We start from the raw sequence: 12,872 nt of genomic DNA, 5'->3' as shown, positions 1-12,872 counted from the left end.
CAATGACAGGCAATGAATTATGATGGATGCGATGACGCAAAGTAATGTTGTTGATATCACGCTGGAAAATTTCCAGCAGGTGATTTTACAACAGTCTCAGGAAAAGCTGATACTTGTTGACTTCTGGGCTGACTGGTGTGAGCCATGTAAAGATTTAATGCCCATTCTGGAAAAGATTGCCGGTGAATACGCCAATGATATGATTCTGGCGCGGGTGGACTGTGACAAACAGCAGGAAATTGCCGGGCAGTTTGGTATCCGCAGTCTGCCCACTGTCATGGTGGTAAAAGACGGACAGCCTGTAGATGGTTTTGCCGGCGCGCAAACCGAAGGTCAAATCCGAGAAATGCTGGGTAAATACTTGCCACAACCCGGTGATGAAGACTTGCAAAAAGCTGCTCAGCTGATTGAGCAGGGCGACTATCAGGGGGCGTTCCCTTTTGCCAAGCAGGCAGTGGATTTAAGCCCGGACAATATGGATGCTAAATATCTGTATATAGACTGTCTGGTAGAAACCGGTTCAGTGGCTCAGGCCAAGGCTGAACTGGAGACCGTGCGACTGGTGGATCAGGACAACCGCTATCAGGCGCTGATGGGCAAGGTGGAGCTGGCCGAGCAGGCTGCAGAGTCGCCGGAGCTTAAAAAACTTCAGGCAGACGTAGCGGCAAACCCGGATGATCTGCAACTGAAAATCGATTTGGCGGTACAGTTACAACAGGCGCACAAGCCAGATGAAGCGCTGGCACTTCTGCTGGGAGTTCTGCAAACCGACCTGAACTTTTCAGAGGGTAAAAAAATCATGCTGGATATGATTAATGCGCTGGCTGATGGTGATCCGCTGAAATCACTGTATCGGCGCAAGGTTTACAGCTTACTGTACTAATACGACCGGGGCCGGCTGGCTAGCTTCAGGGAGTAAAACCCTGGGTTTCCAGCCATTTCAGGGCTTTAAAATAACTGTAGAAGTATTCGCGCTGGTAGCGCTGATCTTGTTGGTGCTGGCGAAAATCCGGATGGGTCCGTTCAATTTGAGCCCGTTTAACCATGCCTGAGTCCATGACATAAGCGGTGCGGCTCAGTCCCCGGTCTATCTGATATCTGATCCCTTTTGCCATTGCGTTCTGGCATTCCGGTGTGGTCAGTACCCAGCGGCGACAGTCAATCAGTACCCCCCAGGGCTGATGGGCCAGGTCCTGAGTCAGAAAGTGTACTTCTTCCATCATGGCTTCAGTGGTAGCCAGATCCCAGGCACCTGTGGCAAAGATCTCCACAATATTGCCTGATTTATCCAACGTAAAATTACCACTTTTTAAAAAGCGCATCGTATCCTTACCTGCTAGCCTGATATCATTATGGTATAGCAGAAATTCAGGTGATGTCTGTAACTTTCTACTTCCTTTTGTAATCTGACTGGATAAAACTTAAGCGGTCTGCGACAGTGGGTGCTTACATCAGCTGTTGCAAAAGGAGGCTTGTGTGTACCAACAGTATTATCAGCGATTTTTAACTGCTAATCCCGGCGTGCAGCATTTTAGCTGCCATAGTCATTATTACTGGCCTGATGTGACACGCCAGGCCATGCTGGATTACTGGGACGACAGTGCCAGACTGGCCGATGATAAATGGGCCTTTTTTTTCAGCGATTTGATTCCCACTCTGCAACAGCATATCAGCAACCTGTTACATACCGGCCTGCCCGGGCAAATCGTTTTTGCCCCCAACACGCATGAGCTGGTCATGCGCCTGTTAAGCTGTCTGTCTACCGATACCACCGGGCATATTCTGACCACCGACAGTGAATTTCACAGCTTCAACCGGCAAATCACCCGACTGGAGGAAGCCGGCATAGTCAAAGTGACCCGGATCAGCAGCCAGCCATTTGATACCTTGCAAGAGCGTTTACAGACGGCATTGTCTGAGCAGTGCTGGGATTTGGTGTTTTTCAGTCAGGTATTGTTCAACTCCGGATTTCAAATCGATAATGTGAATGCGCTCGTACACAGCGCTGATCCCAAAGCGATGGTGGTGATTGACGGATACCACAGTTTTATGGCCAGACCGGTGGATTTAAGCCTCATCAAACACCGCGCGTTTTTTATTGCCGGAGGATACAAATACGCACAGGCCGGGGAAGGGGCGTGCTTTATGCACGTACCGCCCGGGCAGCATTATCGGCCCCGGTTTACCGGCTGGTATGCTGAGTTTGGTGCGCTACACGAGGCACGCAGCGGTCAGACCCGCTATGCGGATAACGGTATGCAGTTTGCCGGAGCCACCATGGATTTTTGTGCTCTTTACCGGATGCGCGCTGTGTTTGAACTGTTTGCGCAAGAGGGCCTGACCGTGCCGGTTATCGACAATTACATCAAACAGTTGCAGCAGGTATTTTTAGCCCGCCTGAGCGGGCTTCATCATCCACTACTTAACCATCGTAATCTGCTGGTGAATGATGTGTCCCGCTGCGGGCATTTTCTTACCTTTGCATTGCCTGATGAAGTCACCGCAGGCAGATTGCATCAGCAGCTCAAGGAAGCGGGTATACAAACCGACTACCGGGGTCATCGTCTGCGGTTTGGTTTCGGACTGTATCATACTGCGCAAGACATGGATTTAAATGCGCTGGCCCGGTGTGTCTGAGGTCTGTAAAAGCGGAAATGTGTTTTGGATCATACAGATCCGGGGATGTTCAGAAATTGGCCTAAAAATAGGATGATCATTTGTTCAGATCTCTGGTAGAATCCCCGCCTAATTTATTTTCACATTCGATTCATGGCAAAGAACGTAGTGGTACTTGGCACCCAATGGGGTGACGAGGGTAAAGGTAAAGTAGTAGATCTTCTGACAGACCGCGCGAAATACGTGGTTCGCTATCAGGGCGGACACAACGCAGGTCACACTCTGGTTATCAACGGTGAAAAAACCGTTCTTCACTTAATTCCATCCGGTGTATTACGCGATAATGTTACCTGCATAATTGGTAACGGTGTGGTGCTGAGCCCAGAAGCGCTGATGGAAGAAATTGGTATGCTGGAAGCGCGTGGCGTACCAGTCAAAGATCGTCTTAAAATCAGCGAGGCATGTCCGTTAATCCTGCCTTATCACGTGGCACTGGATGTAGCGCGGGAAAAAGCCCGTGGCGATCGTGCTATCGGTACAACAGGTCGTGGTATCGGTCCGGCTTACGAAGATAAAGTCGCCCGTCGTGGTCTGCGCGTTGGCGATTTGTTCAACGCTGAAGACTTCAAGGCGAAGCTGAAAGAAGTGCTGGATGTTCATAACTTTACCCTGACTCAGTACTATAAAGAAGACGCTGTCGACTTTGATACCGTGTACGAGCAGGCAATGGCTGTTGCTGACATCCTTAAAGCAATGGTGGTTGATGTTACCGACGTACTGGATAAAGCCGATAAAGACGGCGTTCCAATCATGTTTGAAGGTGCACAGGGCACATTACTGGATATCGACCACGGTACGTATCCGTATGTGACATCGTCTAATACGACAGTTGGTGGCGTAGCTACCGGTGCAGGTTTTGGTCCGCTGAAACTGGATTATGTACTGGGTATCGTTAAAGCCTACACGACTCGCGTAGGTTCGGGTCCTTTCCCTACTGAGCTGGCATGTAAAGTGGGTCAGCATCTGGGTGAAAAAGGTCATGAATTTGGTGCCACTACAGGTCGTCAGCGTCGTACTGGCTGGTTTGATGCAGTAGCAATGAAGCGTGCTGTGCAAATCAACTCGGTGACTGGTTTCTGCCTGACCAAACTGGACGTACTGGATGGTCTGGATACGCTGCAGATTTGTGTGGGGTATGAAGATGCCGACGGTAACGTGAAAGATGTGCCGCCAATGGCTGCCGATGGCTACGAACTGGTGAAGCCGGTTTACGAAGAAATGCCAGGCTGGAGCGAAACCACATTTGGTGTGAAGCAGGTTGAAGATCTGCCGCAAGCCGCCAAAGACTACATCGCCCGTTTAGAAGCGATTACAGGTGTTCCGATTGATATCATTTCGACCGGTCCGGATCGCAGTGAAACGATCGTTTTGCGTAATCCGTACGACGCGTGATCACACTTTATCCATAAAGTTATCCATAGCCTGCCCCGTGCAGGCTGTGTTGTTTTTGAGCCATAAAAATCCTTTGTAGTTCCTCTGCGCATTAGCTCTGATATACTTGCCTGATTGATTATTTACACGTGTCACATCATGCAGGCAGCTTCCTCATCCATAGATGCTCACGATGCATCCGACTTCTTATCAGGTCATCAGGCTCACCAACATCTGCAAACAACGTTTGCAACCGGTAAAACCCGTTCAGCGGCATGGCGACTTAGTCAGCTTGATGCATTAAGTCGTTTGTTAAACGAGCAGTCAGATGCGCTGCAGGCCGCGCTATACGAGGACCTTGGCAAGTGTAAGACCGAAGCATGGTTAGCTGAAATCGGTTTTTTGCTCAGCGACATCAAGCATACCAGAGCGCACCTGAAACGCTGGATGAAACCGCGCAAAGTCAGTACGCCGCTGCTGGCTCAGCCGGGCAAAAGCTATCAGATAGCCGAGCCTTTAGGCTGTATTCTGGTGATTGGCGCATGGAACTATCCGTTGCAGCTAACCCTGGCTCCGTGCATTGCTGCACTGGCTGCCGGCAATTGTGTACTCCTTAAACCATCCGAGCTTGCGCCCGCCACTTCGGCACTGATCAAAAAACTTATCCCCAACTATCTTGACAACTCAGCGATCACTGTGATCGAAGGCGGCAAAGAGGCGACGAGCGATCTGCTGACCCAGCCTTGGGATCATATTTTTTATACCGGCGGTGAGCAGGTCGGCAGGATTGTGATGCGCGCCGCCAGCGATCATCTGACGCCGGTAACTCTGGAGCTGGGCGGGAAAAGTCCGTGTCTGGTGGACCGCTCTGCTGATATTGATGTAACCGCCCGGCGTATTGTATGGGGTAAGTGGATGAATGCCGGGCAAACCTGTATTGCGCCTGATTATGTTATTGTCGAAGAATCAGTGAAAGAAGCCTTGCTCAAAGCGTTGAAACGGGAACTCAAAGCCCAGTACGGAAAGCAGCCTTTGCAAAACAGTGACTATGGCAAAATCATCAATGCGCGGCATTTACAACGATTACAGGGCTATCTGGCTGGTCACACCCTGTTTCGTGGCGGTCAGGTGGATGAACAGCAGTGCAAGATGGCGCCGACCATTGTGCTGGACCCGGACCCGGATAGTCCGCTGATGCGTGAGGAAATCTTTGGTCCGATTTTACCGGTGCTGACGACCTGCCAGTTATCAGACCGCTTACCGTTTATTACCAGTCGGCCTAAACCACTGGCGTTGTATCTGTTTACCAACGACACCCGGGTTGAGCAAAAAATTATTCATGCGATCAGTGCCGGTAGTGTGTGTATCAACGATATTATGATGTTTATGACCAATCCCGAACTGCCTTTTGGTGGGGTAGGTCACAGTGGTATGGGCAGCTATCATGGTAAGGCCGGGTTTGACCGGCTCAGTCATGTTAAATCTGTGATGGTGAAAAAGTTCTGGCTGGATGTGAAAGCGCGTTATGGGCCGTTTTCTGGCTGGAAGCTGAGTTTACTGAAACGTTTTTTATAAGCGTAGCAAAACACAAAAACGCCCCCGGTAAACGGAGGCGTTACACTCATTAGTACGCTAACCGGCACAGCCAGGCATGCCTGGCAGTCTAATCCCGGTATTACCCGGCTGCCGGAATTACAGCCGGTGTGACAATGCTTTTGCCGCGTCCGGTATGCTCTGATGCTGCTTCCAGACCATTTTTGCCCTGTTTAATCAGCTGTACATCGCCAAAGTGGCGCTGTTGCAGGGTATAGCCTAATGCTTTTAACGAATCCTGCGTACTCTGGGCAATACCCGGCGCCATCCGGATAGTATCTTTGGGCCATAACTGATGATGAAAACGCGGAGCATTAGCGGCCTGTTCTGCGCTCATGTCAAACAGCAGGGCATTCATCACCGACTGCGTCACGGATGAGATGATGGTAGTGCCACCCGGAGAACCGGTCACCAGCGCCACTTCACCGGCGTTATCCAGTACCACGGTCGGTGTCATTGACGATAACATGCGCTTATAGGGCTGAATTTCGTTGGCTTTGCCGCCAACGGCACCAAAGAAATTGGGAACACCGGCTTTGGCACTGAAGTCGTCCATTTCGTCATTGAGTAAAAAGCCGGCGCCTTTGACCACCTCACCATTACCAAAGCTCAGGTTCAGGGTCGTGGTAATGGCCACCGCATTACCCCACTTATCAACAATTGAAAAATGCGTGGTTTGCTCACTTTCGTGCAAGCCCGGGCCGATCTTGTCGCTATCGGAAATCGCCTCGATATTGACCTGGTCAGCGCGACTGGCAATGTAGTCATCGTCAATCAGTTCAGCCACCGGTACATCAATAAAATCCGGGTCTCCCAGATACTTGGCGCGGTCGGCAAACACCCGTTTGCCCACCTCAGACATTTGGTGAATATAGGCCACAGAGTTATGTTCAGGAACCGCATTTGACTCCCCCACATCCTGCATCATACCCAGCCACTGAGCTACGGCTACCCCGCCTGAGCTGGGTGGTGGTGCGGTGATCAGTGTATAGTCCTGCCATGCAATCGTGACCGGTTTACGCCAGATGGCTTGGTATTTAGCCAGATCCTCTAAGGTAATCAGACCATCATTTTGTTGCATATACTGGGTAATCAGTCTGGCGGTTTCACCGGCATAGAAACCTTTACGGCCCTCATCACGAATCCGGGTCAGCGTGCGGGCGAGCTCTGGTTGCCTGAAAAGCGAATTGCCTTTGGCCTGGGCAAAGTAGTCGGCAAAGTTATTGGTAAGGCCTTTTTCACTCACGCGCTGTTGATATTCTTCAATGGCTTTGCCCAGTTTTGGGGGGACTACAAACCCGTTTTCGGCCAAATCAATGGCCGGTTGCACCAGCCGGCGCCAGGGCAGGCTGCCATATTTCTTGTGCGCTGCCCACATACCGGCAACCGAGCCCGGCACGCCGGAGGCACGTACACCAAACAGCGAGTCCATGGTTTTTACTTCGCCATTGTCATCCAGATACATATCCCGGTGGGCCGCACCCGGTGCCATTTCACGAAAATCCAGAAAATCTGCTTCATCATCATAAACCAGGGTCATAAACCCGCCACCGCCTATGTTACCGGCTTCGGGCAGGGTGACAGCCAGCACAAACTGGGTGGTAATGGCAGCATCAACCGCATTACCGCCTTCCTGTAACACCGCCATGGCAGCATCAGCGCTGAAGCTATCCGGCGTGGCGACCGCCTGCTGCGATGGGGTACCTTCCGGGGCCGGCGAGGAGTCGGTACCTGAGCACCCGGTTATCGCTACAACCACCAAACTTATCCATAACAATCTACGCATAGTGTTATCCAATCATTAAAATACTTGCGACAACATAGGCAGCCAGAGTGAGTCCTCCGGCGACTAACGCATAAGGAAGCTGAGTGCGAACGTGAGTCAGAAGATCACAGCCAGCCGCGATGGACGATACCGCAGAGGTATCGGAAATTGGTGAACAATGGTCACCAAAAATGCCGCCACCAAGAATGGCTGCCACCACCAGCGAGGGGGGCAGTCCCAGTGACTGTATTAACGGCACCCCAATGGGAATTAGAATGGCAAAGGTGCCCCAGGATGAGCCGGTCGTAAATGACATAACCCCCCCGGCCAGAAACAGCATAGGCACAATCAGTACTACCGGCAGATATTCACCAACAATCCCGGCTACAAACTCACCGGTACCCAGCACCTTCAGGCTGGTCCCCAGGGTCAGGGACAGCAGGACAATGGTCACCAGTGGTAGCAACTCACCCATGCCTTTAAAGCCAATATTAACGGCTTCATGATGCGTAAACCGGCGATGCCCGATTAACAGCAGGTACGCTACGGCGGTAGCCAGTACCGTGGCGTACAGTACCGATTTACTGCCACTACCTTCGGCCAGCACACCGTTACCGGTCCACAGCATAAAACCCACCATACTGAGTACCATGGTCAGCAAGGGTAAAATCATAAAGCGGGCTTTGGTCGCAGGTTCGGTATCCACGGTGGTTTCCTGCTTTTGCTGCTCCAGTTCTTCTCTTGCCATCGGTCCGTGCACCTTATCTTTGGCAATGGTATAGATCACAATAGCCAGCGTGATAAGCGCATAAAAATTCAGTGGCACTGTGCCCCACAGAATACTCACCGAGGTCCCCGGCAAATCATAGGTATCCAGCAGGCTAAGTACAAATGCCCCCCAGCCATTGAGCAGAATCAGGATACAGACCGGAGCACTGGTACTGTCAATAATATAGGCCAGTCGCGCCCGACTCATTTTAAACCGGTCAAACAGACCGCGGGCAAAGATACCGGAAGTGAGGACACTGAGGTTAGATTCAATAAACACCACGATACCGGTCAGCATGGTCAGGCTACCCACCTGTCGTTTACTGCGGGCAACGCCTTTGTTGGTCAGCCAGTTTACCGCTGCGGTTACGCCGCCAGAGTCGCGGATATACGCCAGTAAGGCCCCGACTAACACAGAAAACAGCAAAATACGGGTGTTACCCGGGCTTGAGGCGACTTCAATCACCCGCTCCATTGAGGTAATGGGGGCCATGATCGCCGATGCATTACTGCCTTGAGTGAGGATCAGCGCCTCGGCGCAAAGCACGGCCAGAAGCAAGGCCATAATGACTTCTTTTTTCCAGAATACGACGAAGATCGCAACAAGTGGGGGGATAATAGACACCCAGTCCATACTGTTTCCTAAAACCTTAATTTCTGTGATACACGGGTAGCCTGCCAGCCCCGGCTGGTGCGCAAAGCGCTTGCAGGGGGGATCGGGTCAGGTGCGGGCAAACAATTAGGTTAACTCAGTTTAGCCGTCCAAAGATACCCCTTTGGGGTGGTGGTAGTACTAGTTACGATAAATTTTTTGTAGATACAGATCATCGGGCTTGTCATCAGGTTTGTCATCAGATAGCCAAGTTGCCAGTCCGGCGGCAGGATCTACCAGCACTCCTCCGGATGAAATGGCCAGCCAGAAGCTGTCCGGCCCCGCCAGCTGACTGACTGTTGGCGGTACTGGAGCAATCAGGCTTAGCTGTCTGGCCAGCACCGGAGTGTAAAGCAGCGTTGCGCCGTAGCCGCCCTGATTGCTCAGAGTCTGTAATACCACAGGTAATGTTGGCGCAACCTTGCCATAGGCTGTGTCCAGCGTCACCGCAGGTGATTGTCCGGTCAGAGCCCTCACCAGCTGGCCCAGTAACGCGGTCACCGGAGCCTGAGCGCCGGTCTTTGCTGTTTCAATGTCTGGCTTCTGACCGGCTAAAACGTCAGCTGGCACGACCTGCTGCCACATGGCCGGCGTGTGGGAAACTCGGCCTGATGCACCTTCTGTGGTCGTAAGCGGGGGCCGCCCGTAACCACTGCAATGCCGGCTCAGTAGATCGGCGATGGTGCATTTACTGCGGCCATTGCCTTTAAAGTACGGCAGCAGGCGCTGAACCGGTGTCTGTAAATCCATATCGGCACGACTCAGAGCATGTAACAAGGCCAGCGTATTTTGCAGCGCTGCCGGCACACCGGCGTTGACATCTCCGTAATACTGCCCGCGAATCACCGCTGGATCCCGGTAATCGCCGGTGCTATCTCTGTCAGCGTTTTTAATCGGGGTCACAGTGCTGTATGGCAGCGATATCTGTACTGGCGATGTGGTATCAATCGATAACAAGGCTAGAGGCGATGACAGGCTCAGTGGCACGGTAACGGTCTGGCCGGGGCTTAAGACGTGTGACAATACGGTTTGCTGGTTTAGTCGCAGACTGACTTTCGCGTCTTGCCCGGCTTTTAGCTGCAGCTGATTTGCTGCCTGCCAGCGGGATAACACAAAATGGGCCGGCTGGCTGATTGTGGTATCCAGCAGCCCGGCCGGTAAAGTGTTGGCAGCGACCGGTGCCGTAGCATGTTGCTCATAGCGCTGCATGACAGAGGCAAATTTTTCCGGCATATATTTTTTTAATAACGCCATGATCGCAGCAGCGGTGGCTACATCCGGGCTGGCGCTGACCTGCCAGGGCACAAAATGCATCTGAAACGCCGCCAGCGCATTGCGGGTTATCTCGTCAGGCTGTCCGGTGATGGCTATCTGATAGCCATAATCAAACAAGGCCTGCTGCAACAGTGTAAGCGGCAGGGGCGACTGCCTGAATCGCGTCCACAGTGCCGTCATGGTGTCCTGGTTATACCATGCGCCGATTCCGGCCTGATATAACTGATGCCAGGGAAAGCGGGGGCCCGGGTCCATCTTGCGGTTAAACGCAATATCTGAGTGTCCGACAATTGCGGTAGGTGAGATATCCCGGTGGCGGGCCAGAATGTCTTTTATCAGGCTAATCAGTTGGCTGATTTGGGCAGGATCATAGTCCGGGAACTGACATAACTGCTCATCGTAGGTAGGCTGATTCAGTGTTCGGCAATGTGGAGAATAAACAATCTCAATTCCAATGGAGTGATCATTGAGCCGGGAGCGGTGCTGCCAGTAGCTCTCTCCGGCATGCCAGGCCCGATCCGATTCATCAACCAGCTGAATCACGGTGGCATCGGTGTGCGGTGCACTGTCATCGTTGCTACGGGTCACCAGATAATGAGCGCTTAGCCCGCCCGGCGCGGTCAGCGCGTGCAGACTCTCTGCGTAATCCACCGTGGTGAAGTGTAGTACCAGAGACTTGACCCGCTGGCCGTGATTGTCAGAAGGGATTTGCTGGTAGGCTGAACTGCACCCAGCCAGACTGGCGATACTCAGCATTAGTGCCATAAGCCGGCGTAACACAATGACATTGTCCGTTCTTTTATTGTCTGAACATCACCATACCCAAACAAATAGTGGCTGTCATGAGTAAATTAGCGGATTTGATTTGCCTGAATACCCGACTCTTCAGTAGGATAGCCCGGTCTTATTCTTTGCATGGCCAGTCAAATGCGCGTTGTTCGCCTTATCACTACCTGTTTGTTTCTTTGTTGTTTTACGTTGAGTGCATCTGCCGATAGTACGTCTGTGTCAGCCAGCCGCTTGCTGGGGCAAAAGCTGATGCTGGATTTTCGTTATTTTTGCGATGATGGCACGCCGTCTTCAGCATGTCGTCAGCCGGTCACCACGCTGCCCGATGCGCTCAAAGAGGTGCTTATCAGCGGTCAGATTGGCGGCGTCATTCTGTTTGGCGAAAATATGCAAAGTCATGCGCAGCTGTTGACCCTGATTTATCAGATGCAGGAGATCATGGCCCGGCATAATTTACCGCCTTTGCTGGTGGCTATTGATCAGGAAGGCGGCCGTGTTGCGCGCACTCCCGACACCATGGCGACCCGTTTTGTGGGCAATATGGCCATTGGCGCATCAACCGGTAAATATGGCACAACACTGGCCGCCAGTGTGGCAGAGCAGCTGGGACTCAGCGTCCGCCTGCTGGGATTTAATGTTAATTTTGCGCCCTCGGTGGATGTGAACAGTAACCCGGATAATCCGGTGATTAATGTGCGCAGCTTTGGCGAGTCTGCGCAGCAGGTTGCCCGGCTTGGCCAGGTGATGGTCAAAGGCATGCAGCAGCAGGGCGTGGCTGCTGCTATCAAACATTTTCCCGGTCACGGTGATACTCGTACAGACAGTCACACCGGGTTGCCGGTGGTCAGGCATAACAAGCAGCAGGTGTATGCCCAGGATTTGCTGCCATTTCGCCACATCATTCAAAGCGATACACCGCCACTGATGATCATGACTGCGCATATTCAGTACCCGGCGCTGGATAATACCACCCTGAAAACCCGTGATGGGGCATCAACCGTGGTGCCGGCAACCTTATCAAAAAAGATCCTGACCGGCGTGCTGCGTGGCGAATTGCAGTATCAGGGCGTGATTGTGACCGATGCCCTGGATATGGCTGGTATCGCCAATTATTTTTCCGAGCAGGAAGCGATCATTAATACTTTTAAAGCCGGTGCTGATATTGCGCTGATGCCGTTTGTCATTCGCACCCCCAAGGATATTGAGGCATTTAATACCCTGCGTCATGCGATCATGGTGCAGCTTGAGTCTGGCGTGTTGTCAAAGGCCGCATTTGCGCAGTCAGTGGCCCGTGTTGAGCAGCTTAAAAAGACGGTTAATGCAGGTAGCTTGCTGGATAAACCACTAGCCACGCGCATTGCCGAAGCGGTCAGTGCGCTACCTTCAGCGAAGGCCGCGAAGATTGAACAACAACTGGCCAATGCGGCCGTTACGGTGTTCAAGGGGCAGCACCATCTGCCATTATCCAGTCAGACCCGCTGGCGGGTGGTCATGCCCGATACCGCGCGCTGCAAAGCGATGCATAATGCCATCGGGGCTTTGCAGATACCGGTGGAGATAGATTGTGTGTCATCGGCGCAAATACCATCCGCGCCAGTCTGGCAGGACTGGCGGCCAACCGATGTACTGATTGGCGCAGATATCAGCCCCCAGCATTATGCTGCTGAAATGGGGGGCATGGAACCGGCGGGGCCACGTGCTTCACTGGCAGCCCAGCAGCAGTGGTTGTTTTCCCAGATGAATCAGGCCCGGCAAGCCGGTGCACTGACGGTTTTTGCTGCCTTGCGGGCGCCTTACAGTGTCACGCAGTTTGCCCCCATCAGCGATGTTGCACTGGCCACCTTTGGCTATAATGTCCATCCGGATACGGCCAGCGGCGTCCCTTCCGCGGTATTTCTGGCGCTCACCCGGATTCTGACCGGCAAAGCGCCGGCCACCGGCGTGTCACCAGTCACTGTACCGATGCAGGCTGTACGCTGATGA

Annotated in this window: 9 protein-coding genes; 5 read left to right on the top strand and 4 right to left on the bottom strand. The window is 52.5% G+C overall.

Translation table 11 applies throughout. The annotated features are described in order from the left end of the window. The first annotated feature begins 19 nt into the window (after window positions 1–19). Complete coding sequence (gene trxA / locus EZV72_RS16340; RefSeq protein ID WP_408640822.1) at window positions 20–883, top strand: thioredoxin; 864 nt, start codon at window positions 20–22, stop codon at window positions 881–883. A 25-nt stretch (window positions 884–908) separates the two neighbouring features. On the opposite strand, the gene EZV72_RS16335 is transcribed toward trxA, so the two are convergent. Beyond that, complete coding sequence (locus EZV72_RS16335; protein WP_137168232.1) at window positions 909–1,322, bottom strand: hypothetical protein; 414 nt, start codon at window positions 1,320–1,322, stop codon at window positions 909–911. A 154-nt stretch (window positions 1,323–1,476) separates the two neighbouring features. On the opposite strand from EZV72_RS16335, the gene EZV72_RS16330 reads away from it, so the two are divergent. From EZV72_RS16330 to EZV72_RS16320, 3 genes are all read left to right on the top strand, one after another. Next, window positions 1,477–2,637, top strand: a complete 1,161-nt coding sequence (locus EZV72_RS16330) for an aminotransferase class V-fold PLP-dependent enzyme (RefSeq protein ID WP_137168231.1) — start codon at window positions 1,477–1,479, stop codon at window positions 2,635–2,637. 132 nt (window positions 2,638–2,769) lie between these two features. Continuing rightward, complete coding sequence (locus EZV72_RS16325; protein ID WP_137168230.1) at window positions 2,770–4,068, top strand: adenylosuccinate synthase; 1,299 nt, start codon at window positions 2,770–2,772, stop codon at window positions 4,066–4,068. A gap of 138 nt (window positions 4,069–4,206) precedes the next feature. Then, window positions 4,207–5,622, top strand: a complete 1,416-nt coding sequence (locus EZV72_RS16320) for an aldehyde dehydrogenase family protein (RefSeq protein WP_137168229.1) — start codon at window positions 4,207–4,209, stop codon at window positions 5,620–5,622. A 100-nt stretch (window positions 5,623–5,722) separates the two neighbouring features. Here the strand turns inward: EZV72_RS16320 and ggt are convergent, their stop codons facing one another. The 3 genes from ggt to EZV72_RS16305 form a co-directional block, all read right to left on the bottom strand. Next, entirely contained in the window at window positions 5,723–7,426 is a 1,704-nt protein-coding gene (gene ggt / locus EZV72_RS16315) for a gamma-glutamyltransferase (RefSeq protein WP_137168228.1), read from the bottom strand. A gap of 4 nt (window positions 7,427–7,430) precedes the next feature. Next, window positions 7,431–8,807: a Na+/H+ antiporter NhaC family protein gene (locus EZV72_RS16310; protein WP_137168227.1), complete on the bottom strand. Its 1,377-nt coding sequence runs from the start codon at window positions 8,805–8,807 to the stop codon at window positions 7,431–7,433. 159 nt (window positions 8,808–8,966) lie between these two features. Next, a complete protein-coding gene (locus EZV72_RS16305) occupies window positions 8,967–10,865 on the bottom strand; it encodes an N-acetylmuramoyl-L-alanine amidase (protein WP_137168226.1) in 1,899 nt (632 codons plus the stop codon). A 240-nt stretch (window positions 10,866–11,105) separates the two neighbouring features. On the opposite strand from EZV72_RS16305, the gene EZV72_RS16300 reads away from it, so the two are divergent. Continuing rightward, window positions 11,106–12,869, top strand: coding sequence for a glycoside hydrolase family 3 N-terminal domain-containing protein (locus EZV72_RS16300; protein WP_217495166.1), 1,764 nt, complete (start codon window positions 11,106–11,108; stop codon window positions 12,867–12,869). The last annotated feature ends 3 nt before the right edge of the window (window positions 12,870–12,872 follow it).

Origin of the sequence: Salinimonas lutimaris (assembly GCF_005222225.1) — a bacterium.
Taxonomy (GTDB): Bacteria; Pseudomonadota; Gammaproteobacteria; order Enterobacterales; family Alteromonadaceae; genus Alteromonas; species Alteromonas lutimaris.
Note: the sequence above shows the minus strand (reverse complement) of the source record. Positions and strands in the feature narration are given on the sequence as shown.

Excerpts from the sequence above, each read along its gene's own strand:
- trxA (WP_408640822.1), top strand. The coding sequence starts at position 20 with ATGATGGATGCGATGACGCAAAGTAATGTTGTTGATATCACGCTGGAA.
- EZV72_RS16335 (WP_137168232.1), bottom strand. The coding sequence starts at position 1,322 with ATGCGCTTTTTAAAAAGTGGTAATTTTACGTTGGATAAATCAGGCAAT.
- EZV72_RS16325 (WP_137168230.1), top strand. The coding sequence starts at position 2,770 with ATGGCAAAGAACGTAGTGGTACTTGGCACCCAATGGGGTGACGAGGGT.
- EZV72_RS16320 (WP_137168229.1), top strand. The coding sequence starts at position 4,207 with ATGCAGGCAGCTTCCTCATCCATAGATGCTCACGATGCATCCGACTTC.
- ggt (WP_137168228.1), bottom strand. The coding sequence starts at position 7,426 with ATGCGTAGATTGTTATGGATAAGTTTGGTGGTTGTAGCGATAACCGGG.
- EZV72_RS16310 (WP_137168227.1), bottom strand. The coding sequence starts at position 8,807 with ATGGACTGGGTGTCTATTATCCCCCCACTTGTTGCGATCTTCGTCGTA.
- EZV72_RS16305 (WP_137168226.1), bottom strand. The coding sequence starts at position 10,865 with ATGGCACTAATGCTGAGTATCGCCAGTCTGGCTGGGTGCAGTTCAGCC.